At 66.1% G+C, this 24141-nt stretch carries 18 protein-coding genes; 2 read left to right on the top strand and 16 right to left on the bottom strand.

Features of this window, described 5'->3' with window-relative positions:
* Positions 1–79 precede the first annotated feature (79 nt).
* The 9 genes from ACYZGB_RS14070 to ACYZGB_RS14030 form a co-directional block, all read right to left on the bottom strand.
* Positions 80–1180, bottom strand: coding sequence for a BMP family ABC transporter substrate-binding protein (locus ACYZGB_RS14070; RefSeq protein ID WP_462389064.1), 1101 nt, complete (start codon positions 1178–1180; stop codon positions 80–82).
* A 146-nt stretch (positions 1181–1326) separates the two neighbouring features.
* Positions 1327–2955, bottom strand: coding sequence for a methyl-accepting chemotaxis protein (locus tag ACYZGB_RS14065; protein ID WP_462389063.1), 1629 nt, complete (start codon positions 2953–2955; stop codon positions 1327–1329).
* A gap of 208 nt (positions 2956–3163) precedes the next feature.
* Positions 3164–4216, bottom strand: coding sequence for an adenosine deaminase (locus tag ACYZGB_RS14060; protein WP_462389062.1), 1053 nt, complete (start codon positions 4214–4216; stop codon positions 3164–3166).
* A complete protein-coding gene (locus ACYZGB_RS14055; RefSeq protein WP_462389060.1) occupies positions 4216–5196 on the bottom strand; it encodes an aromatic ring-hydroxylating dioxygenase subunit alpha in 981 nt (326 codons plus the stop codon). The genes ACYZGB_RS14060 and ACYZGB_RS14055 overlap by 1 nt, the downstream gene beginning before the upstream one ends.
* Positions 5197–5304: 108 nt before the next feature.
* Complete coding sequence (locus ACYZGB_RS14050) at positions 5305–6471, bottom strand: BMP family ABC transporter substrate-binding protein (RefSeq protein ID WP_063462501.1); 1167 nt, start codon at positions 6469–6471, stop codon at positions 5305–5307.
* 109 nt (positions 6472–6580) lie between these two features.
* On the bottom strand, positions 6581–7501 hold the full coding sequence (locus ACYZGB_RS14045) for an ABC transporter permease (RefSeq protein WP_124515745.1): 921 nt from the start codon (positions 7499–7501) through the stop codon (positions 6581–6583).
* On the bottom strand, positions 7501–8574 hold the full coding sequence (locus ACYZGB_RS14040; protein WP_462389058.1) for an ABC transporter permease: 1074 nt from the start codon (positions 8572–8574) through the stop codon (positions 7501–7503). Before ACYZGB_RS14040 ends, ACYZGB_RS14045 begins: the two co-directional genes overlap by 1 nt.
* A complete protein-coding gene (locus tag ACYZGB_RS14035; protein ID WP_462389057.1) occupies positions 8567–10162 on the bottom strand; it encodes an ABC transporter ATP-binding protein in 1596 nt (531 codons plus the stop codon). Before ACYZGB_RS14035 ends, ACYZGB_RS14040 begins: the two co-directional genes overlap by 8 nt.
* Positions 10163–10241: 79 nt before the next feature.
* Positions 10242–11174 carry a LysR family transcriptional regulator gene (locus ACYZGB_RS14030; RefSeq protein ID WP_462389056.1) on the bottom strand — a complete coding sequence of 311 codons (933 nt, stop codon included), beginning with the start codon at positions 11172–11174 and terminating at the stop codon, positions 10242–10244.
* Positions 11175–11284: 110 nt separating this feature from the next.
* On the opposite strand from ACYZGB_RS14030, the gene xdhA reads away from it, so the two are divergent.
* Positions 11285–12793 carry a xanthine dehydrogenase small subunit gene (gene xdhA / locus ACYZGB_RS14025; RefSeq protein ID WP_462389054.1) on the top strand — a complete coding sequence of 503 codons (1509 nt, stop codon included), beginning with the start codon at positions 11285–11287 and terminating at the stop codon, positions 12791–12793.
* Entirely contained in the window at positions 12790–15138 is a 2349-nt protein-coding gene (xdhB, locus tag ACYZGB_RS14020; protein ID WP_462389053.1) for a xanthine dehydrogenase molybdopterin binding subunit, read from the top strand. Before xdhA ends, xdhB begins: the two co-directional genes overlap by 4 nt.
* Positions 15139–15249: 111 nt before the next feature.
* Here xdhB and ACYZGB_RS14015 read toward each other — a convergent pair whose 3' ends face one another.
* The 7 genes from ACYZGB_RS14015 to ACYZGB_RS13985 form a co-directional block, all read right to left on the bottom strand.
* A complete protein-coding gene (locus tag ACYZGB_RS14015) occupies positions 15250–17313 on the bottom strand; it encodes a bifunctional 2',3'-cyclic-nucleotide 2'-phosphodiesterase/3'-nucleotidase (RefSeq protein WP_462389051.1) in 2064 nt (687 codons plus the stop codon).
* Positions 17314–17401: 88 nt separating this feature from the next.
* Positions 17402–17629 carry a DUF7661 family protein gene (locus tag ACYZGB_RS14010; protein ID WP_462389049.1) on the bottom strand — a complete coding sequence of 76 codons (228 nt, stop codon included), beginning with the start codon at positions 17627–17629 and terminating at the stop codon, positions 17402–17404.
* Positions 17630–17642: 13 nt separating this feature from the next.
* A complete protein-coding gene (locus tag ACYZGB_RS14005) occupies positions 17643–18137 on the bottom strand; it encodes a RidA family protein (protein ID WP_462389047.1) in 495 nt (164 codons plus the stop codon).
* 80 nt (positions 18138–18217) lie between these two features.
* Entirely contained in the window at positions 18218–18649 is a 432-nt protein-coding gene (locus ACYZGB_RS14000; protein WP_462389046.1) for a group II truncated hemoglobin, read from the bottom strand.
* 76 nt (positions 18650–18725) lie between these two features.
* Positions 18726–21245, bottom strand: a complete 2520-nt coding sequence (locus ACYZGB_RS13995) for an ABC transporter permease (RefSeq protein ID WP_462389044.1) — start codon at positions 21243–21245, stop codon at positions 18726–18728.
* Positions 21246–21308: 63 nt separating this feature from the next.
* The gene (locus ACYZGB_RS13990; RefSeq protein WP_462389043.1) at positions 21309–22994 is read right to left on the bottom strand and encodes a C13 family peptidase; all 1686 of its coding nucleotides are present in this window, start codon (positions 22992–22994) and stop codon (positions 21309–21311) included.
* Positions 22995–23041: 47 nt separating this feature from the next.
* The gene (locus tag ACYZGB_RS13985) at positions 23042–23998 is read right to left on the bottom strand and encodes a formate dehydrogenase accessory sulfurtransferase FdhD (protein ID WP_462389041.1); all 957 of its coding nucleotides are present in this window, start codon (positions 23996–23998) and stop codon (positions 23042–23044) included.
* Positions 23999–24141 lie beyond the last annotated feature (143 nt).

The raw sequence follows: 24141 nt of genomic DNA, 5'->3' as shown, positions 1-24141 counted from the left end.
AGGGGGCGCCGCTTGTATACGGCGCGCCCCATAGTGGCTATGGGGTTGGCGGCAAACGCGTTGTTGTGGTGCGAGCCGCTCAGCGCGCCAGCTTGCCCACCACGCCTTCGACCAGCCAGTTCATCTGCAGAATCTGCGCGTCCGTCAGCGCTTGGCCGGGGGCGATGCGCTCCTGCCCTTCGTTGTCGCGCACCGGCGCCTTGCCTGCGCGGAAAGGCTGGAGCTTGCCGCTTCCGATGGTCTTTTGCGCGGCCAGCACCTCCTGCTGCACGGCGGCAGGCACCTTGGCGCCGAAATCACCGACGCGGATCATGCCCTCGCGCACGCCGCCCCACACATTGGCACTTTTCCAGGTGCCGTTTTGCACGGCGCGTACACGCTCGGTGTAGTACGCCCCCCACTGGTGTGTCACGGCCACGATCTGGGCGTCCGGCCCGGTCTTGCGCATGTCCGAGTGGTAGGCCACCGCCATCTTGCCGCGCTCCTGCGCGGCCGCCATCACGGCGGTAGAGCCGGTGTGGAACGCAATCACATCCACATCCTGGTTGAACAGCGCCATGGCGGCGTCACGCTCCTTGGGCGGGTCGAACCACACGTTGAGCCACACCACCTTGACGGTGGCCTGCGGGTTCACCGAGCGCATGCCCAGGGTGAAGGCATTGATGCCCTGCAGCACCTCGGGGATGGGGAAGCCGGCCACAAACCCGGCCACGCCCGTCTTGCTCATGCGGCCCGCCGCAATGCCTGCGAGGTAGCGGCCTTCGTAGTAGCGCGCGTTGGCCGTGGCCACATTGGAGGCCTGCTTGTAGCCAGTGATGGATTCGAACTTCACGTTGGGGAAGTCCTGCGCCACCTTGAGCGTGGGCTCCATGTAACCGAAGCTGGGCGTGAAGATGATCTGGTGGCCGGTGGCAGCCAGGTCGCGGATCACGCGTTCGGCGTCGGCGCCTTCGGCCACGTTCTCGACGAAGGTGGTCTTCACCTGCGGGCCCAGCGCCGCGTCAACGGCCTTTCGGCCTTCTTCGTGCTGGCGCGTCCAGCCCGCCTCGGTGATGGGCGAAACATAGACAAAACCAGCCTTGACGGGCTCGGCGGCGCTGCCCTTGGCGGGTGTGGTCTGGGAAAAAACGGGGGCGAAAAAACAGGCGGCCACGAGCGTGGCTGCGAGGTTTTTATACATGGTATTCCTCTACATGGTCCTGATGAAAAAAACGTGCGAGCCGCAGGACGACGGCTCGCCGTGAAGTGAATGTCCGCGGAGGATTTTCTGGTGTGAGAAATCTCTCTGTCAGCGGGGGCGCCGCATGGGCATGAACTGCCGCGCGCTCAGCTCACACGCAGCTGCTGCCCGGGCTGTGGTGCCGGCAGGCCATATGCGCCAGAAGCGCTGGAAGCGCTCTGCACCCCGTTGCCTAGGCGGAACGCCCCCACCACGTCGGACAGGCGCGAGGCCTGATCCTTCAGGCTCTCGGCGGCGGCAGTGGATTCTTCCACCAGCGCGGCATTCTGCTGCGTCATCTGGTCCAGCTGGCTCACGGCCACGTTCACCTGGCCAATGCCCAGGCTTTGCTCGGACGCCGCGGCGCTGATCTCGCCGATGATGTCGGATACGCGGCGCACTGAGCTGACGATTTCGGTCATGGTGCTGCCCGCGTTCTGCACCAGCGCAGAACCGGATTCGACCTTCTCCACCGACACGCCGATCAGTGTCTTGATTTCCTTGGCCGCGTTGGCCGAGCGCTGGGCCAGCGAACGCACTTCGCTGGCCACCACCGCAAAACCGCGGCCCTGCTCGCCTGCGCGCGCTGCCTCCACGGCAGCATTGAGCGCAAGGATGTTCGTCTGAAACGCGATGCCGTCGATGGTGCCGATGATGTCGGCAATCTTCTTGCTGCTGGCGTTGATCTCGTCCATGGTGTTCACCACTTGTGCGACCACCTCACCACCTCGCTGCGCCACCTGCGCGGCCGATGCAGCCAGCTGGTTGGCCTGCACAGCGGAGTCTGCGCTCTGGCGCACGGTGCTGGTGAGCTCTTCCATCGAGCTAGCGGTCTCCTGCAGGCTGCTGGCGGTCTGCTCGGTGCGTGCGCTCAAGTCCTGGTTTCCGATGGCGATCTGGGTGCTGGCAGTGGAAATGCTGTCCACCACGCCACGCACTTGCCGCAGCGAGCTGTGCAGCGCGCTGCGCATGGCATCCAGGGCGCGCAGCAGGTGGCCGGTTTCGTCATTGGCGTAGCTCGCCTGGGGAGCGCCGGTCAGGTCCATGTTAGCGATGGTCTCTGCAATGGCTTCGGCCTGACGCAGCGGGCGGGTGATGCTGATGGTGAGCACCCAAGCCAGCAGAGCGCCCAGCAGCAGCGACACGCCGGTGCAGATCTGCAGCAGCAGCGTGGTCTGGGCGCGCAGTTCCTCGCTGCGCTTGCCGGCGGCGTCCAGCTCAGCTCGCTGGCCGTCCACCATTTGCTGCACACCCGCAAGGTAACTGCGGGAGGTGGGTTCAAACCGCTCGGTAAAGACCTTGTTGGCGTTCTCAGCATCGCCCGCCTGCTTGAGCTTGCTCACTTCCTCGCGGGCGGCCAGGTAGTCCTTGCGCAGCTCTCCCACCTTGGCGAAAAGCTGCTTCTTTTCTGGCGTATCCATCTTGGATTCGATGAACTTCTGCAGTTCATTGGTTTCGCGGATCGACGCGGCCGTGGCGGGTGCAAAGTAGGGAATCAGGCTAGCGTCACTGCTCTTGGCAATGGCCGCAGCACGCTGCACGCCCGATGTGGTGTGGCGCAACCAGTCCGAACCCGCGCGCTCGGTCTTGATGTTGTCGTCGACCATGGCGTCGATCTCCTTGCCCAACTGGCTGAGCTTGACCACGGCCACTACGCTGCTGGCAAAAAACAGCGCCAGGATCAGGCCCAGCACCAATGTCAGGCGCTTGCCAATGGAGATTTGACTGAGAAACATGGGAGGACTCCAAGAAGGGGAGGCATGCCGTCCGCGCGCAGCACAAAGGCGCGTCGGGCGGCATTGATGGTGGTCGACTACCCCTTAGGCCCAGGAGCCGGAGGCAAGTCGAACGAATGCTTATTATATTTGGGGTTTACCCGCCCCTGCCGCGCGGGAGACTGCATACCAAACAGCCCCCCGATGCCCGCAGCCCCATGCGCAAACCTCAGTAGTCGTGCTCCACACACCGCTCAAAGGTTTCCTTGAGCTTGTGCTCCCACACCCGCTTGTCGGCATTGCCCCCAAAACTCGCCTCGAAGCTGTTGAACGCCAGCTGGTAGGCATGTTTGGCCGTGAGGCCCGTGGCGGCAAAAACCTGGGTGAAGTTCTCGTTGATGTAGCCGCCAAAGTAGGCCGGGTCGTCTGAGTTGACCGTGGCGGCCAGCCCCGCTTCCAGCAGCTGGCCCAGGTTGTGGTCGGCCAGGTTGGGGAACACGCACAGCTTCTGGTTGGACAGCGGGCACACCGTGAGCGCAATGCGCTCGTGCGCCAGGCGCTGCATCAGCGCGGCATCGTGCACGGCCTGCACGCCATGGTCGATGCGCTCGACCTTGAGCACATCCAGCGCACTCCAGATGTAGGCAGGCGGCCCCTCCTCGCCTGCATGGGCGACCAGGTGCAGGCCCAGTTCGCGGCAGCGGGCGAACACACGCGCAAACTTCTCGGGCGGATGGCCCAGTTCGCTGGAATCGAGCCCCACGCCCACGATCTTGTCGATGAGCGGCATGGCCTGCTCCAGCGTTTCAAACGCGGACTCCTCGCTCAGGTGGCGCAGGAAACACAAGATCAGCGTGGCGCTGATGCCCAGCTCGGTGCGAGCATCTTCACAGGCCCGGTGCAGGCCATTGATCACGGTCTCCATGGCCACGCCACGTGCGGTGTGGGTCTGCGGGTCAAAAAAGAGTTCGGCATGCAGCACGTTGTCGCGCGCCGCGCGGCCCAGATACGCCCGCGCCATGTCATAAAAGTCCTGCTCATGAATCAGCACGCTGGCGCCCGCGTAGTAGATGTCGAGAAAACTCTGCAGGTTGGTGAACGCATAGGCACTGCGCAGGGCCTCCACGCTGGCATAAGGCAGTGTCATTTCATTGCGCTGCGCCAGGGCAAAGATCAGCTCGGGCTCCAGCGAACCTTCGATGTGGATGTGCAGCTCGGCCTTGGGCATGGCGCGCAGCAGCCCGGGCAGGCGCTCGGCGGAGATGGGGGGGATTTTGAACATCAGCAAACTCCAAAGGTGATGCCGCTCTGGCGCAAGAAGCGGCGGTAGGCAGATGATGCCTTGTCGGCGGCGGTATGCAACTCCGCCCGCAGATCGAGCGGCAGGCACTGTGGCATTTGCGACTCCAGCACGGGCTGGTCCTGCGTGAAGATGGTGTGCTGAAAAGCCTGCAGCTTCTCGTCGGGCGAATCAAAATCGGCCACTGCGAGGCGAAACCACACCCGGCTGCGCACCGGCGTCATGGGGCAGATGAACAGCGCGATGGACTCACGCCAGCCGTCCACCGCCGTGGTGCCCGCCTCGGGCACCTTGGTGAGCACAGCGGCATAGGGGGCCGTGACTTCGTAGGTGTATTCGACCTGTGCGGCTGCGGTGGAATGCAGGTTCGACTGGGGTTGCCAGGCCTTGCAGCCCGTGGCCAGCAGGCCGGTGGCTGTGGGCTCCACGCGGTAGTCGTCGATGGCGGTGGCTTCGCGACTGCCCAGCCAGCCCTCATGCACAAAACCAAAGTGCGACATATCGAGGAAATTCTCGATGATGCGTGGCGCACTGGCGGCCACGTCGTAAGGGCCGCAGTTGAGCTTGCGCAAGCGCGCATCCTCTTCGGCGGCGAATGGGGGCGGCGCTGCACTGCCCGGCGCAATGCGCACCCACACCAGGCCATGGGCCTCGCAGGCCTCATGGTGCCGGGCGCAGTGCGTGGTGGGCGGCACAAACGCAGGCAGTGCGGGCACATGCGTGCACTGGCCCGAGCCCTCGAACTGCCAGCCGTGGTACGGGCACTCCAGCCGCCCCTGCACCGTCACCCGGCCCAGCGACAAGCGCGCACCCCGGTGCGGACACCGATCGGCCAAGGCCTGCACCCCACCCAGGCCATCACGCCACAGCACCAGCGGCTGGTCCAGCAACTGCACGGCCAATGGGGTGTTCGCCACATCACCCGCCAGTGCCACGGGGTGCCACAACGTCGATTCGACCATCGTCCCTGCTCCAAAAAAAGCACTCAACAATGAAAAAGGGCCACCCTGGAAGGCAGCCCTTTTGAACGGGCAGCCCCAAGAGGCTGCCTGATGACGGGTCAGAAGTGCTTACTTCTTTTCGCCGCCAGGGATCTTGCCTTCCACGCCCTTGACGTAGAAGTTCACGCCGCCGAGGAACTTGTCATCGGCCACCGCGTCTTTGGCCAGCACTTCCTTGCCGTCCTGGCCCACGATAGGACCCTTCCAGATCACGAAGCTGCCGTCAGCCAGGCCCTTTTTGATGGACTCGACCTTGGCCTTGGTGTCGGCAGGCACGTCTTCGGCGATGGAGACGATATCGATCGCGCCTTCCTTCACACCCCACCAGCTTTGGCCCGAAGCCCACTGGCCTTCCAGCGCGTCCTTGGTGGCCTTGATGTAGTACGGACCCCAGTTGATGATGGCCGATGCCAGGTGGGCCTTGGGGCCGTAGGCGGTCATGTCCGAATCCCAGCCGAAGGCGCGCTTGCCCTTTTCTTGCGCCGTCTTCAGCACGGCGGGCGAGTCGGTGTTCTGGAACAGCACGTCAGCACCGCCGTTGATCAGGCTGGTGGCGGCTTCGGTTTCCTTCGGTGGGCTGAACCATTCATTCACCCAGACCACCTTGGTCTTGATCTTGGGGTTGACCGACTGCGCACCCAGCGTGAAGCTGTTGATGTTGCGGATCACTTCAGGAATTGGCACCGAGCCGACCACGCCCAGCGTGTTGGACTTGGTCATGGCACCGGCGATCACACCGGCCATGTAGGCACCTTCGTAGGTGCGGCTGTCGTAGGTGCGCATGTTCTCGGCGGTCTTGTAGCCGGTGGCATGCTCGAACTTGATGCCCTTGTTGTCTTCAGCGACCTTGAGCATGGATTCCATGTAGCCAAAGGTGGTGCCGAAGATCAGCTTGTTGCCCTGGCCGGCCAGGTCGCGCAGCACGCGCTCGGCGTCAGCGGACTCGGGCACGCTTTCCACAAAGCTCGTCACGACCTTGTCGCCGAATTCCTTCTCGATGGCCTTGCGACCGTTGTCGTGGGCAAACGACCAGCCGCCGTCGCCCACCGGGCCGACATAGGCAAACGCGATCTTCAGTGGCTCGGGCTTGGGAGCCGGTGCTTCCGCAACGGGTGCCGGTGCAGGCGCGGGGGCCGGTGCCGGTTCTTCCTTCTTGCCGCAGCCCACGAGGGCAGCAGCAGCCACGGCGGAGAGCGCTGCCACCTTGAGCATGGAGCGTTTCTGCAGATCAGTCATGTCGGTTTCCTTATCGAAGAAGTAAAACTTGCAAGGGTTGAGGGACGAAAACGGTGATTATGGTGCGATCTACCGCAAGGTAACCAGATTTTCATGCGGGCGACCCCTTTCAGGAACCCGGATAAAACGGCTTGCCCAGCGACGCCGGCATGTTGATGCGGATCCACGCCGGATTGCGCGAGATCAGCGCCAGCACCACGATGGTGGCCACATACGGCAACATGCTCAGCAACTGGCTGGCCACCTGCACGCCCGTGGCCTGCAAATGGAACTGCAGCATGGTCACGCCACCAAACAGATAAGCCCCAAGCAACACCCGTGCCGGGCGCCAGGTGGCAAAGGTGGTGAGCGCCAGCGCAATCCAGCCGCGCCCGGCCACCATACCCTCGACCCACAGCGGGGTGTAGACGGTGGAGATGTAGGCACCGGCCAGCCCACACAAGGCGCCGCCCACCACCACGGCGGCCAGGCGGATGCGGCGCACCGGGTAACCCAGCGCGTGGGCCGACTCGGGCGACTCGCCCACCGAGCGCAGCACCAGTCCGGCGCGCGAGCGGTACAGGAACCAGATCAACCCCACCACCAGCAGCATGGTGAGGTACACCAGCGGGTGTTGCTGGAACAGCGCGGGCCCGAGCAGTGGCACATCGCCCAGCACGGGAATTGCGTACTTGGGCAGCTCGGGCAGCTTGGCCTGCACGTAGCTGATGCCCGCAAACGCGGAGAAGCCCACGCCGAACAGACTGAGCGCCAGCCCCGTGGCGTACTGGTTGGTGTTGAGCCAGATCACCAGCACACCAAAGATGGCGGCCAGCACGGCACCAGCGGCCATGCCTGCAGCAAAGCCCAGCCAGGTGTTGCCCGTGTGCACCACGGTGGCAAACCCCGCGATGGCGGCGCACAGCATCATGCCCTCAGCACCCAGGTTGACGATGCCGGCCTTCTCGTTGATGAGCAAGCCCAGGGCCGCGATGGCCAGCACGGTGCCCGCGCTGAGCGTAGCGCCGATGAGGAGTGCGTAGGATTCCATCAGGCCACCACCTTCTTTGTACCTACCCAGCGCACGCGGTAGGCAATCAATGTGTCACAGGCCAGCAGCGTGAACAGCAGCAGCCCCTGGAACACGCCGGTCAGCGACTTGGGCAGACCCAGGCGCGACTGCGCCAGCTCGCCGCCGATATAGAACATGCTCATGAGGATGGCCGAGAGGATCATGCCCACCGGGTGCAGCCGCCCCACAAAGGCCACGATGATGGCCGCGAAGCCGTAGCCTGCGGGCACATAGGGCGTGAGCTGGCCAATCGGCCCCGCCACTTCCAGCGCGCCTGCCAGGCCCGCAGCGCCGCCCGAAATGAGCAGCGCCGTCCACAGCGCACGGCGCGACGAAAAGCCCGCATACCGCGCCGCCGCCGGTGCCAAACCGCCCACCTGCTGAGCAAACCCTGCCCGCGTGCGGAACAGGAACACCCACAATGCGGCCGCCCCGGCCAGCGCCAGCAGCAGGCCGATGGACATGCGCGAACCCTGCATCAGGCGCGGGATCTGCGTGACCTTCTCGAAGGTCTTGGTCTGCGGGAAGTTGTAGCCCATGGGGTCTTTCCACGGGCCGTAGACCAGGTAGCCCAGCACCAGCGTGGCCACATAGACCAGCATCAGGCTCACCAGGATTTCATTGGCGTTGAACTTGTCTCGCAGCAGCGCCGTGAGCCCCGCCCAGGCCATGCCGCCCAGCACCCCGGCAAGCAGGATGGCAGGCACGATCCAGGGGCCCGTTGTCTTGTCGGCCAGCAGCGCCACGCCGCCCGCCACCACGGCGCCGATGACAAACTGGCCTTCGGCGCCGATGTTCCACACGTTGGAGCGGAAGCACACCGCCAGCCCCAGCGCAATGAGCAACAGCGGCGTGGCCTTGACCATGAGTTCGCCAATGGCGTACTGCGTCTTGATCGGCTCCCAGAAGAACACCTGCAGCCCGCGCACCGGGTCTTTGCCCAGTGCGATGAACAGGGCCACACCAATCAGCACCGTGAAGGCCAGCGCCAGCAGCGGCGAGCCGTAGGTCCAGAGCTTCGACGCCTGGGGGCGCGGTTCCAGCTTAAGCATGCTGCACCTCCCCGGCTTGTTGTTGCTGTTGCTGCGCCAGATGGGCCTGCACGTCGGCATGCCACAGGCCGCTCATCCATTCGCCAATGCGCTCCACCGTGGCATCGGCGCGGGGCACTGAGGGCGACAGGCGCCCCTTGGCCACCACATGCAGCCGGTCGCAGATTTCAAACAATTCGTCCAGCTCCTCACTGACCACCAGCACCGCGCAGCCCGCGTCGCGCAGCGCCAGGATGGAGCCCCGTATTTGCGCCGCCGCGCCCACATCCACGCCCCAGGTGGGTTGCGAGACGATGAGCAGCTTGGGGTTGGCGTCGATCTCGCGGCCCACGATGAACTTTTGCAGGTTGCCGCCCGACAGCGACTTGGCTGCCGAATGCGGGCCACCGGCCTTGACATTGAAGCGCTGGATGATGTCCCGGGCATGCGCTTCGAGCGCGCCCACCTTGATCCAGCCGCTGCCCGACACCGCGTTCTTGCGCGTGAGCAACAGGTTGTGCGCCAGGCCCATGGTGGGCACGGCGCCCCGGCCCAGGCGCTCCTCGGGCACAAAGTGCAGGCCTAAAGCGCGCCGCTGGCCCGGCCCCATGCGGCCCGCGTTCTGCCCCACCACCTGGATGCTGGCGGGCTCGGCCCGCTGGTCTTCGCCCGACAGCGTGTAGAGCAACTCTTTTTGCCCATTGCCTGACACACCGGCAATGCCCACCACTTCGCCCGCCTTCACCTCGAACTGCAGGTCGATCAAGTCCACACCGAACTGGTCGGCACGCGGCAGCGACAGGCCTTGCACACGCAGCACGGTAGCGCCGGTCTGCACCGCGCGGTGTTCCAGCGCAGGCGGCTCGGCGCCGATCATCAGGCGCGACAGGGAGGCATTGGTCTCCTCGGCCGGGTTGCACACGCCCGTGACCTTGCCGCCACGCAGCACGGTGCAGGCGGTGCAAAGCGCGCGGATTTCGTGCAGCTTGTGGCTGATGTAGAGGATGCTGCAGCCCTCGCTGGCCAGCTTGCGCAGCACCACAAACAGCTTTTCAACCGCCTGGGGCGTGAGCACCGAGGTGGGCTCGTCCAGGATCAGCACCTTGGGGTTGGTGAGCAGCGCGCGGATGATTTCCACGCGCTGCATCTCGCCCACGCTCAGCGTGTGCACGGGGCGCAGGGGGTCGATGTCGAGGCCGTATTCGGCGGCCTTGGCGCTGATGCGCTGGGTCACCTCGGCCAGAGTCAGGCTCTTGTCCAGGCCCAGCCACACGTTCTCGGCCACGGTGAGGGTGTCGAACAGGCTGAAGTGCTGGAACACCATGGCAATGCCCAACGCCCGCGCCTCTTGCGGGTTGCGCACCTGCACGGCTTGGCCGTTGAAGAACACGCTGCCTTCGTCGGGCTTGACCGAGCCGTAGATGATCTTCATCAGCGTGGACTTGCCTGCGCCGTTTTCGCCCAGCACCGCATGGATTTCACCCGGCAGCACGGTGAGCGACACACCGCTGTTGGCCACCACGGCCGGGTAGCGCTTGGTGATGCCCACAAGCTGCAGCCGGGGCGGCGGCGACGCCCCCGGGGCGGAGGGAATAGGAGGTGAACTCATGCGGGGATTGTCTCTCAGTTTTACAACTTGTTATAAGAACGAAAACACCTTCTTGCGCTTGTTCAGCATACCCAAGCAGCTATTCTTTTCGTAGCGAAGACGCGACAGCCTTGACACATTCGCGCAGCCACACGGCCGCCGCCGAGTGGTGGGTGCGCGCGTGCCAGAGCTGGTAATACATGAGCCGGGGAAACGGCACCGGGCACGGCAGGATGGCCAGCGGCAACTGCTCCACATAACGCTCGCAATACTGACGGCCCGTGGTCAGCACAAGCAAGCTGGATGCCACGATGCTGGGGATCAGGCTGAAATGCGCGCAGCGCGCCGTGATGTGGCGCTGCATGCCCAGGCTGTCCAGGTGCACGTCGATCACGCCGCGTGCACCGGGGTGGGTGGGGGTGGGCGCGATGTGCTCGGCCGCCAGCCAGCTCTCCACGTCCCAGCCGCGCCGCACGGCGGGGTGGTCCTTGCCCACCAGGCACACCACCTCGTCGCCAAACAGGCGGCCCATGTGCAGGTCGTCCGGCGGCTGGGGCCAGTTGCCGATGACCACGTCCACCTCGCCCTGCGCCAGGTGCGCGTGGTAGTGCGCGTCAGCCGACAGCGGCAGGATCTCGATGGGGCACAGGGGCGCCTCGACCTTGATGCGGGACACGAGCTGGGGCAGGAACAGCGGGTCGAGGTAGTCGCTGGCGGCGACGCGGAAAGTGCGGGTGGCGGTGCGTGGATCAAACCCGCGTGCATCCGAAAACAGCGCCTCGGCCGCACGCAGGATGGCACCGGCGGGCTCCACCATGCGCAGCGCGGCATCAGTGGGCATCATGCTGGCGCCCGAACGCACCAACAACGGGTCGCCCGACAGGTCGCGCAGCCGTTTGAGCGCAGCCGACACCGCCGGCTGGTGCATGCCCAGGCGGACGGCGGCCCTCGATACGCTGCGTTCTGTGAGCACGGTGTGCAAGACCCTTATGAGATGGAGGTCTATCTTGTCGAAAAGGGCGTGGTCTCTCATAGCAGTGCGTGCATTGATGTCATAAGCTTGTACTTATGCTGAAGGCCTCAGGGCGCCCTACCCTCTGATGAATTGAAGAATTGATAGCAATCGAAGAAGCGGCATCCGTCATGACCACCCAACCCTTGCAATTCCTGCGCCGAGGCCAGCCCGTGGCGCTGGGCAATGTACCACCCGACCGCACCCTGCTGGAGGTGCTGCGCGAAGACCTGGGCTGCACCGGCACCAAGGAGGGCTGCGGCGAAGGCGACTGCGGCGCCTGCACCGTGGTGCTGGGCGAAGAGCGCGATGGCCAGCTGCACTACAGCGCCGTGAACAGCTGCATCCGCCTGGCCCATTCGGTGAATGGCATGGCGCTGTGGACCGTGGAGGACCTGGCGGAAGACCCGCTGATTCAGCCCGTGGGCGATGCCGCCGCTGCCCGACAAACGATCACGCTCCACCCCGCGCAGGAGGCGATGGTCCAGTGCCACGGCTCCCAATGCGGTTTTTGCACACCGGGCTTCGTCATGAGCCTCTTCGGCATGTACCAGAACCACGTCTGCCATGGCGAGCCCATCACCCGCGAGCTGGCCCAGGAAGAACTCTCGGGCAACCTGTGCCGCTGCACCGGCTACCGCCCCATCCTCGACGCCGCCCAGCAGATGGCAGCGCTGCCCGGCATGGCGGTCAATGAAACCGAAGTGCTACAAAAATTGAAGCTGCTAGCAAATGAGCAGAGCGCGCAAGCAGCCAATTTGTCTTACATCGCCCCCACCAGCCAGGCCACCCTGCTGGCCGCACGCGCCGCCCACCCCGGCGCGCAAATCGTGGCGGGTTGTACCGACGTGGGGCTGTGGGTGACCAAGCAACACAAGCAATACACCCAGGTGATCGACGTGACCCGCGCGGCCGAGCTGCGCCAGGTGACACAGCACGCTGACGCCATCCACATCGGCGCGGCCGTGAGCCTGACCGACGCGTTTGCAGCCCTCACCGCACAGTGGCCGCAGCTGCACCGTTTTGCCACGCGGTTTGCGGGGCTGCCCGTGCGCAACTCGGGCACGCTGGGCGGCAATGTGGCCAACGGCTCGCCGATTGGCGACTCCATGCCGCTCTTGATCGCCCTGCGCGCCCACGTGGTGCTGGCGAGCCAGGCCCGGGGCGAGCGCCAGCTGCCGCTGGAAGACCTCTACACCGGCTACCGGCAGAACGTGATGGCGGCGGATGAGTTGCTGGTACGCATCGTGGTGCCCCGCCCCACGGCGCAAGAGCAGCTTCGGGCGTACAAAATTTCGAAACGCTTTGACGACGACATCTCCGCCGTCTGCCTGGTGCTGAACCTCGATATCGCCAACGGCACCGTGCAGCGCGCCAGCATCGGCGCGGGCGGCGTGGCTGCCACCCCGGCCCGCGCGCGGCAGACAGAGGCCGCGTTGGTAGGCCAACCGTGGACCGAGGCCACCGCGCAGCGCGCCGCTGCGGTTTTGCAGGCCGAGTTCAGCCCCATCTCGGACATGCGCGCCAGCGGTGCCTACCGCCGCCAGGTGCTGGGTAGCCTGCTGCAACGCTACTGGCTGGAGAGCCAGGGCCACCCCTCGGTGAGCCTGGACACCTTGACGCTGGAGGCCACGGTATGAACGCCCCCGAACACATCCCCACCCAGGCCCTGCCCTCACCCACCCGGGCCGCCATGGGCCATTCGCACATCCACGAAAGCGCCCGCGCCCAGGTAGCAGGCGCCGCGCACTACATCGACGACCTGCCCGAGGTGAAGGGCACGCTGTATGCGGCGCCCATCCTCTCCACGGTGGCGCATGGCCGCCTGAACGGCGTGGATGCCACCGCCGCGCTGGCCCTGCCCGGCGTGCGCGGCGTGGTGCTGGCGGGCGATGTGCCCGGCGACAAGATCCTGGCCGCCTTCGCGCACGACGAACCGGTGTTTGCCATCGACAGCGTGCAGTTTGTGGGCCAGGTGATCGGCCTGGTGGTGGCCGATTCTGTGATGCAGGCGCGCCGCGCGGTACGCGCTGTGAAGCTCGACATCACGCCCCTGCCTGCCGTGCTGACGGTGCAGGACTCGCTGAAGGCACAAAGCTATGTGCTGCCCCCCGTGTTTGTGCGCCGGGGCGACGCGGCGGCGGGCCTGGCGCAATCCGCCCACCGCCTGAGCGGCGCGTTCGAGGTGGGTGGGCAGGAGCATTTCTACCTCGAAGGCCAGATTGCCTACGCCATGCCGCTGGAGCAAAAGCAGTGGTGGGTTTACTCCAGCACGCAGCACCCGGGCGAGGTGCAGCACTGGGTCTCGCACGCCTTGGGCATCGACAATCACGCGGTGCGCGTGGAATGCCGCCGCATGGGTGGTGGCTTTGGCGGCAAGGAGACGCAGGCCGGGCACCTGGCCGTGTGGGCCGCCGTGGCCGCCCACAAGCTGGGCCGCCCCATCAAGCTGCGGCTGGACCGGGACGAGGACTTCATGGTCACCGGCAAGCGCCACCCGTTTGCGTACGAATACGACGTGGGCTTTGACAACACCGGCCGCATCACGGGCCTGAAACTGCACATGGCGGCCAACTGCGGCTTCAGCGCCGACCTGTCGGGCCCCGTGGCCGACCGCGCGGTGTTCCACAGCGACAACGCCTATTACCTGAGCGATGTCGAGATCGCCTCGTACCGCTGCAAGACGAATACCCAGAGCCACACCGCGTTCCGTGGTTTTGGCGGCCCACAGGGCGTGATCGTGATCGAGGCCATCCTGGGCGACATCGCGCGTGCGCTGGGCCTGGACGCACAGGACGTGCGCCTGGCCAACCTGTATGGCAAGGACGCGAGCAGCGGCCGCAACGTCACCCACTACCAGATGGCGGTGGAAGACAACATCCTGCACGAGCTGATGCCCACGCTGGAGCAGACCTCGGGCTACCGCCAGCGCCAGGCCGAGATTGCGGCCTGGAACGCGCACAACCCGATCATCAAGCGCGGCATCGCCATCACACCCGTCAAGTTCGGCATCAGCTTCACGGCCACGCTGTTCAACCAGGCGGGCGCGCTGGTGCATGTGTACACCGACGGCAGCGTGCAGGTGAACCACGGCGGCACCGAAATGGGCCAGGGCCTGCACACCAAGGTGGCGCAGATCGTGGCCGACGAGCTGGGCGTGCCGCTCGCGCGCGTGCTGGTCACGGCCAGCGACACCAGCAAGGTGCCCAACGCCAGCGCCACCGCCGCCAGCAGCGGCACCGACCTGAACGGACGCGCCGCCCAATATGCCGCGCGCAACGTGCGCGACAACCTGGCCTCGTTCGTGTGCGGCCTGGACGGCTGCGGTGCAGGTGCTATCCGGTTCTCGGGTGGCCAGGTGATCTCGCCAAAGGCCGTGCGCAGCTTCGACGCCGTGGTCAAGGAGGCGTACGCCAACCGCATCCAGCTGTGGAGCGACGGCTTTTATCGCACGCCCAAGATCCACTACGACAAGGCCACGCTCACCGGTCGCCCGTTCTATTACTTCAGCTACGGCGCAGCCTGCACCGAGGTGGCCATCGACACCCTCACCGGCGAGAGCCGCGTGCTGAAGGTGGACATCCTGCACGACGTGGGCCACAGCATCAACCCGGCCATCGACATCGGCCAGATCGAGGGCGGGTTTGTGCAGGGCATGGGCTGGCTCACCACCGAGCAGCTGGTGTGGAACGACAAGGGCTACCTGGCCACCCACGCGCCCAGCACGTACAAGATTCCGGCGACGGGCGACATCCCGGCGCACTTCAAGGTGGACCTGTGGCCCGAAGCCAACCGCGAGGACAACGTGGGTGGCAGCAAGGCGGTGGGCGAGCCGCCGTTCATGCTGGCGATCAGTGTGTACGAGGCGTTGCGCAATGCGGTGGCGGCTGGGCGTACCGGGGTGGATGCAGCGGCGCCGGTGGTGTTGACGGCTCCGGCGACTGCGGAGAATGTGCTCAGAGCGTTGGGACGGGTGGGGGATTGAGATGGCGGTTTAAAAAATAGCCACCAGCGTCCGTCCAACAAGCGCCAGCAGCTATCAAAAGAGAAGCATCGCATTCCCGCCTGGGGCTGCGATGCTCTCTGCAGGCACTGCCTACTTGGACAGGTCCACGGCGTACTTCGACGTGCCCTTGCCCGACCCGTCATCGGCCGCCAGCAGCGTCACGTTCGCCAGCCCTGCGGCCTGCGCCACGGTCAGCGCATTGGCGCCCGAGCTGAACACCACCGGCCCCGCCACGCTGGCCTTGGCGAAACGCCAGCTCTTGGCCGCGCCGTTCGCGACGCGGGTCACCGCCGGGTTCTTGCGGATGTAGTCGATGACCACGTCGCGGTTCGCATCGGGCGAGGCCCAGATGGTGCCGGAGCCATCGAGCTTGTCGATGAAGCTCTTGCCGCTGGTGGCGCGGTAGTTGTTGGTGGCAATCACAAACTCCTGCGCCACATCGATGGGCTTGCCCAGGTAGGCCAGGTTCTTGATGCGGCTTCCCACGGGCTGCGTCACGTCGATCTCGTACTGCACGTCGGCCGTGGTGAACATGTCGAAGTTGTAGCCCGGGAACGTGCTGATGAGCTGCTGTTCGGTGGTCTTGGCCGGGTCGATCTGGTTGAAGCGCTTGGCGGCGGCTTCGAGCCAGTTCTTGATATCACCGCCGTTCACCTTCACCGCATACACCGTGTTGGGGTACAGGTACAGGTCGGCCGCGTTGTTGATGGCCAGCGGGCCCACGGCCACGTCGGTGTAGTCGGCGCCGCCCTGAAAGCCGCTCTTGAACGGCGCGCTCACCGACAGCACGGGCAGCTGCGCATACTGCGGCAGACTGGCCTTGATGTACGCCGCCACATAAGCCTGCTGCGCCTGGTTCACGATCTGGATCGCGCCCGGGTCGCCCACGTCCGCGAACAGCGTACTCATGCGGAAGTCGGTCTGGCCGATGGGCGTCTTCACGTACTGGATGGCGGCCTGGTGCTGTGGCTCGATCAGCGGTGCCACCGCTGGGTCTGCATCCACATACACGTTCGCACCCGCGGCGTTCTTGCTCTGGATGTTGCGCAGCTCGCTCTTGCTGGCCGACTTGTTGACCGTCCACTTCGCGCCATCCCACTGCAGCGCCAGCTGCACCACACCCAGCGCCTTGCCCCAGGAGCTGGCCATGACGGTCGGCACACCGTTCACGGTGCCCGCCTTGTGGTCCACGCCGGGCAGGTTGAAGCCGGGCGTGGCCGCCGTGTCGGGGAACACGCCGTGCTGGTGGCCCATCACCATGGCGTCGATGCCCGCCACCTTCGAAAGATGCAGGCCGGGGTTCTCCATGGTGGGCGAATACGCCGCGCCATCGAGCCCGCCGTGCAGCAGCGCCACCACGATGTCAGCGCCCTTGGCGCGCAGTTCGGGCACGTACTTGGTGGCGGCTTCCACTGCGCCCTCGGTGCTCACCTTGCCTTCCAGGTAGCGCTTGTCCCAGTTCATGATGCCGGGCGTGGTGAAGCCGATCACGCCCACCTTGATGGGCAGCTTCACTTCCTTGCCGTCCGCGCCCTTGGCCACCAGGGTGCGCTCCAGCACCGTGTAGGGCTGCACCAGCGGCTTCTTCGTCTTGTTGCTGATCACGTTGGCCAACACCATCGGAAAGCCCGCGCCCGCGCATTTCTTGCTCGCGTCCACGCCGTCCACCTCCAGGCCGCCACCCAGCACCTGGTTCAAGAACGGCAGGCCGTAGTTGAACTCGTGGTTGCCCAGCGTGCCGGCATCAAAGCCCAGCGCGCCCATGGCCTTGTACATCGACAGCTGCTGCGTGCAGGGGATGGGGCTGATGGTGGCCTCGTAGTCGGCCAGCGCCGTGCCCTGGATGGTGTCGCCGTTGTCCACCAGCAGGGTGTTGGCAAACTCCTTGCGCGCCGCACGCACCAGTGTGGCGGTGCGCTCGAAGCCGTAGCTCTTGTCCTCGGCCAGCTTGAAGTAGTCGTAGCTGCGCACGTTGAAGTGCAGGTCGGTGGTTTCCAGCACGGCCAGCGTGGCCGTGGCGCCCGCGTTGGTGTTGTCGCTGCCACTGCCGCATGCGGCCAGCGAGGCCACCAGCGCCACCAGGCCCATGGTGGCCACGCGGCGTGAGAGCCGCGCAGGAGAAGAAGTCGAATGGCTCAGAGTGCGTTCAGACATGAACAGTCCCGGGATAAACAAGGGACCGAGTGTCTGGCGGGGGTTTGACAGCGGTGTGACGTGGCGCCCGGGGGCTTAGAACCTGTTCTTACCCGATGCGGTGCACGTCGCCGTTGTGGGGCGAAGCACTTTCGTGGAACAGGTCTTCGAGGAACTGCGCCAGCTCCTGCTCTTCGACAAAGTCGGGGATCACGAAGCCCGCGGGTGTCCGCTTGCCATCGGCCCCGACACGGTAGGCCTGCCACAGCGCGCCCTCGCGGCGCACTTCGACGATGCGGCCAAAGACGTTGAAACGGGGATGCGTCGGCGCGTCCATGTGCGGCACGCCTTCACGTGGCGGGATGTGACACCACGGTGGTGGTGGTGGCGATCAGGTCCACTTCCACCGTGGCGTTCTTGGGCAGTTGCAGCACGCCCACCGACGTGCGCGTGTGCGCCCCGGCGTCACCCAGCACGGTGAACAGAATGTGCGATGCGCCATCGGCCACCTCGCTTTGCTGCGTGAAGCCGGGCGCCGACTGCACATACACGGTGATGCGCAGGATGGACTGCACGGCGTCAAGCGAACCCAGCGCACGCTGCAGCAGGGCGAGTGCCCGCATCACACACACCTTGGCGGCCTTTTGCGCATCGGCCAGCGAGGCCCCGGCACCGGCCGCGCCGGTGACCACCACCGTGTCGCCCACGCGCGGGATCTGCCCGCTCAGGTAAATGTGGTGGCCGTCGCGCACCAGTGGCACGTAATTGCCGCCGATCTTGATTTCGCCATCAAAGCTGTAGCCCAGGGCCTGGGCCTGTTCCTCAAAACGGGCATCACGGGACATAAAAAACGACGCTCCTCTTCTTCACCACAAGCAGCGCGCACCAGGTCGGGGGCGCGTCAGCACAAAAATCAATGCAGCCGTCACACGCCCTTGTTGCGCATCCAGTCTGCCGTGCCCATGAAGCTCTCCTTCAACCGCGTACGCAGGTCAACGGGCACGCCCGTCTCGCCCATGGCCTGGTCCATGCAGGCCACCCACTGGTCGCGCTCCTTGATGCCGATGGCAAACGGCATGTGGCGCATGCGCAGGCGCGGGTGGCCAAAGCGGCTCTGGTAGTGGTCGGGCCCGCCCAGCCAGCCGCAGAGGAACCAGAACAGCTTTTGCCGAGCACTGGCCAGGTCGCTGCCATGGGCGGCGCGCAGTTCGGCGTAGGCGGGCTCCAGGTCCATGAGGTCATAGAACCGCTCGACCAGCGCATGCACGCGGTCTTCGCCGCCGATCCATTCGAAGGGCGTGGTGGGTGGGGCGGCAGGGGAAGAGGCCTCTGGGGTGCTCGATGCTTCAGAATTCATAACAAAAACAGGCCTTTGCGCTTGTTCATCATACCCTTATAGCTATATTTTTTATAGCAAACAAAACAACCACCACCTACTCGGCCGCGCGTCGCAGGGTGTCCACCACGGGGCGCAGCAGCACCTCGCGCAGGCCCCACCAGCCGGCTGCCAGCGCCAGCACGGCGCCAGCCAGGGCACCCGCCAGCGGCACCCAGGGGGCGGCCGTCCAGGTGAAGTCGAACACATAGCGCGCCAGCGCCCAGCCCACACCCACCGCCACCGCGCTGGCCAGGAAGCCCGCCAGCAGGCCCACGCCCACCAGCTCGGCGCGCTGCACCTGGCGCAGCAGGCTGGCGCGGGCGCCCACGGCGCGCATGATGGCGTACTCGCGGGCGCGCTCCTCGCGTGTGGCGGTGACAGCGGCAAACAGCACCACCAGGCCTGCTGCAAGCGTGAAGGCGAACAGGAACTCCACCGCGCGGATCACCTGTTCCAGCACGCGCTGCACCTGGGCAATGGTGGCGCCCATGTCCACGTTGGTGATGTTGGGGAATTGGCGCACCAGACCGTTGTCAAAGCCGTGGGTTTCGGGGGCACGGTAAGCCGCGAGGTAGGTCACGGGCACGTCCTTCACCTCGGCCACCGGGTACATCACGAAGAAGTTGGCCCGCATGGAACCCCAGTCCACCTTGCGCAGGCTGGTGATGCGCGCCTCGTTCTGCACACCGCCCATGTCGAACAGCAGGCGGTCGCCCATCTTCAGACCCAGGGTTTCGGCAATACCTTCTTCAACACTGATGGCGCCCTCTTCGCCGGGCGTCCACTGGCCCGCCACCACCTGGTTGTGCGGCGGCGCCTCGACGGCGTTGGAGAGGTTGAATTCACGGTCCACCAGGCGCTTGGCGCGGTCGTCGGTGTAGTCGGCCGGGCCCACGGGCTTGCCGTTCACGGCCAGCAGGCGGCCCCGGATCATGGGGTACCAGTCGTAGCGCGCTACACCGTTGTCCTTGAGCGTCTGCTGGAACGCATCCGCCTGGTCAGGCATCACGTTGATGACAAAACGGTTGGGCGCATCGGGCGGCGTGGCCTGGCGCCAGCTGCTGATGAGGTCTGTGCGCAGCAACACCAGCAGCACCAGCGCCAGCAGGCCCACGGCCAGGCTGCTGACCTGCACCACGGCATAGGCCGGGCGCGCCGAGATCTGCCGCGTGGCCAGTACCAGCCAGCGGGGCGCGGTGCTTTCGTTCACGCTGCGCCGCAACAGCTTGACCGCCACCCACGACAGCCCCGCAAACAAGGCCACGGCTCCGGCAAAACCGCCCACGGCGATCAGGCCCAGCTTGATGTCGCTGCTCACGGCCAGCAGCAGCGCTGCAAACCCGGCCACGCCAATGCCCAGTACCGCCAGCGATGCAGGCTTGAGCCCGCCCACGTCGCGCCGGATCACGCGCAGCGGCGGCACCTGGGCCAGTTGCAGCACAGGCGGCAGGCCAAACGCAAACAGCAGTGTGAGCCCCATGCCCAGGCCAAAGGCCACGGGCCACAGGCTGGATGCAGGCAAGGCCGACTCCACCAGCCCCGCGAGCAACAGCACAAAGGCGTGGTGCACCGCATAGCCCAGCAGCACGCCTAAAGCGCTGGCAAACAGGCCCACCAGCGCAAATTCGGTGGTGTAGGCACCGGCAATGGTGCGCTGGCTCTGGCCCAGCACGCGCAGCATGGCCGAGGCATCCAGGTGGTCGGCCGCAAACCCCCGCGCGGCCAGCGCCACGGCCACGGCCGACAGCAAGGCTGCCAGCAGGGCCACCAGGCTCAAGAACTTTTGGGCACGGTCCAGCGTCTGGCGCATCTCGGGGCGGCCGCTTTCCAGCGACTCCACCCGCACGCCGTGCACCTCGGGCTTCTTGGCCTCAGCCACCGCCCAGTCGTTGAAGGCTTTGACGGCAGGCGCAGCGCCCACCACGGCAAAGCGATAGGTCAGGCGGCTGGCGGGCTGCACCAGGCCGGTGGCAGGCAGGTCGCGCTCGTTGACCATCACGCGCGGCGCAAAACTCATGAAACCCGCACCCCGGTCGGGTTCGATCACGATGATCCGTGCAATGCGCAGCTGGGCGTCGCCCAGCAGCAGCTTGTCGCCCATGGCAAGGTTGAGCGATTCGAGCAGCGGCGCATCCACCCACACCTCGCCCGGCGCGGGGATGTCGCGCGTGGGCTGCTCCAGCGCGCCTGGGGCATCGGCCACCGTGAGGCGGCCGCGCAGCGGGTAGCCCGGTTGCACGCTCTTGAGCGCCACGAGCTTGCTAGCGCCACCCTGGGCATCGCTCGCGCGGCCCATGGTGGGAAAGCCCAGCGTGGTCACCGACTGCAGACCCAGGGCTTGGGCGCGTTCCACAAAGGCGGCGGGCGTCGGGTTGTCGCTGGCCACTACGGCATCACCACCCAGCAATTGCAGGGCGTCGCGCTGCAGGCCGCCCTGCAGGCGATCGGCAAAAAAACCTACGGAGGTGAGCGCGGCCACCGCCAGCGTGACCGCCACGATGAGCAGGCGCAATTCGCCCGCACGCAGGTCCCGGGCCAGGGTGCGCCAGCCAAGGCGCAGAAAAGACAGGTTCATGGCATGGGACCTTAGCGCAAAGCGAACGGGCTGGCGGGCCGTGGGGTGTTTGGGTGGGGCGGGTTACGGGGCGCGGCTGGCAGGGGCTGCCGCCACGCTGCTGCCGCTGGCCTCGGGCTCCACCTGGGCCGTCTGCAGCCGCTGCTCCAGCGCCTGCAGCACCGGGGTGATCTGCTTGCCCACGCGGATCTGCGGGTTCGAGAAACCATCGGCCTTGCCCGCCTCCACCTCGCGCTGCTTGATCAGCGGCACGGCCTTGGCAAACGCCTCGGTGAACGAATGGGTCTGGCGCAACTGCTCGTGGAACACCGCACGGCCAAAAAAGGTCAGCTCCGACAGCCTGCCGCAGCCATACGAGGTGTGCGTGGCATCGGCCGCCGTCATGATCAGGGTGCCGTCGGTGGCCAGGGGTTCGATCCAGCCGCCCGAGAAGCAGGCCGACACCGCAATCACCCGGTGGCGGATGCCCGCCACGTCCAGCGCCGCACGCAGCATCTCGGGCGTGGCGGGTGCCACCTGCAGCGGCCAGTGCGAGGCCGCCAGCGCGTGGTCGCGTGCGCCGTGCGAGGTCAGGTACACCACCAGCAGGTCGTGCTCGCGGTCCATGCGGGCTGCCAGCGCGGCCACGGCCCGCTGCAGGTTCTCGGGCGTGGCCCAGGCATGGGTGTCGGCCGTCTCGGCGTGGTTGAGCAGGTGCAGCACCCGGCCCTGGGCGTCAAAACGCTCCTGCAGCAAGCTGCTGACCATGGTGCTCTCGCGGCGGAACACGTTTTCGTCGGCATAGGGGGCGAACACCAGCCCATAGACATCGACCACCCCGGGGCGCTCGGGCGCCAGCGCATCCACCTGCTGCTGCCACAGAGTTTGCTGCTCTTCAAACATCGCCTGGGTCAAGGCCAGCGGCACGGGCTCGGGCGCCTGCGCCTCGTCAGAGGCGGCGGCAGCAGTCTCTGCCGATGCATCGACCATGGCCTGGACATCCGGCTCCCAGGGCTGGTCCTGGAACTGCCACATGCCTACCCCGATCACTGCCGCCATGGCCGCAGAAAACGCCGCCGTGCGCCAACGCGACTGGATGAAGCGTGCACTCACCACCACCAGAGTGGCCAGCACCCACAGCATGAGCACCCCATAGGCCACCCAGAAAACGATGGCCGCCACAGTGTCATCCCACAGGCCGGGCCGGTGCACTGCCGTCGCCATCAGGGCATACAGCACCAGCAAGGGCGCCAGCGGGGCCCAGGCCGTCAACACATACCAGGCAGCCAAACCCCCTGTGGGCGCGGGCACACCCGCCGATGCCACCGCTGGGCTGGCAGCGGCACGCTGTGCCGGTGCCATGGCCCACCAGGCCAGCCACAGCAGCACCAAGCCACTCCACATCGGCGTGAGCCAGCCGCGCAGGTTGAACTGGGCAGGCCCCACCACCTCCAGCCGTGAGGCCGCCACCAGCAAGCCCGCGCTGACCAGCGACAACACCAGCAACTGCCAGGGCGTAGGCGCTGCGGCGGCCGTGCGGGGCGGCAGGAACAGCGCGGCACGCAGGCCCTCGCGCATCCAGCCCCACAGCGACAAACGTGCGGCAGCGGCACCATTCGCAGCCTCCGGGGCCGGCGGCTGCTGCGCGGGGTCCTGCGGCGGGCGGTTCAGCGGGACTTCCACCTCGGACTGGGTCTCGGCAAGTTCAGGGCCCCACTGGCTGGGCAATGTATCGGCCCAGGTGCTGCTGCTGGCGTTCAGGTCTTTCATGCGCGGATCATGCCATTGGGGCGTGACGAATCAGGCCCCAAGCCAAGTTAAACATCCCCACCCGCCCTCACCCCATGCACCACCGCCAGCTCCGGCTGCAACACCAACCGGTGTGCACCGCTGTAGCACACAAACCGGCGATTCGTCGCCCGCCCGATGGCACACAGGCCCAGCTGCTGAGCCACCGCGTGGCCCATCTGGGTCATGCCGCTGCGCGAGACCACGATAGGCACGCCCATCTGGGCGGATTTGATGACCATCTCGCTGGTGAGGCGGCCGGTGGTGTAGAAGACCTTGTCGGTACCGGACATGGGCACGACAGGCGCGCTCGCTTCCATACTGCCAGGTACAGCGCTGGCTGAAGGTGGGGTTGCCTCGGGGTTCATCCACATCCAGCCTGCGATGGTGTCGATGGCATTGTGGCGGCCCACGTCTTCCACAAAGGTCAGCAGTTCCTCGCCCTGGAACAGGGCGCAGCCGTGCACAGATCCTGCGGATTTGTAGGTGCTCTCCTTGAGCCGGATGGCGTTGACGATGCCGTAGAGCTGGGCCTGCGTCAGCTGCGCCTCGGGCAGCGCAATGCGGTCTACCTCGTCCATCAGGCCGCCAAACACGCTGCCCTGGCCGCAGCCGGTGGTGACCACCTTGCTGGCGGTGCGCTCTTCGATGCGGGCAATGCCGTGGCGTGTGCGAACGGCAGCGGCGTGCACCTCCCAGTCCACGGTGATGGATTCGATGTCGAACACCGATTCAACCAGCCGCTGGTTGCGCAGATAGCCCAGCACCAGCAGCTCGGGCTGTGCCCCCAGCGTCATCAAAGTGACCAGCTCGCGCTTGTCCACATAAATAGTGAGGGGCCGCTCGGCGGGGATCTGCACCTGCTCGGCTTCGCCCCGTTCGTTGACGACCTCCACCTGGTGGGTGAGCGGCGCCTGGGCCTGGGTGAGGCGTGGCAGCACGGGCGGTACAGCGGGTGAGTGCGAAGGCGTCGAAGGGCGGGTCATGGGCTGAATATACGCACTACGGCACCTCACGGTGGCCCGCAGCGCCGAACCACGGGATTGCGCAGGCATGCGACACAAATCCCTGCCCTGCACGGGCAGAGTGCACCAAAAAAACACAAAAGCCGCGCCACCAGAGGGGACGC

Source organism: Acidovorax sp. Q11 (assembly GCF_054950075.1).
Note: the sequence above shows the minus strand (reverse complement) of the source record. Positions and strands in the feature narration are given on the sequence as shown.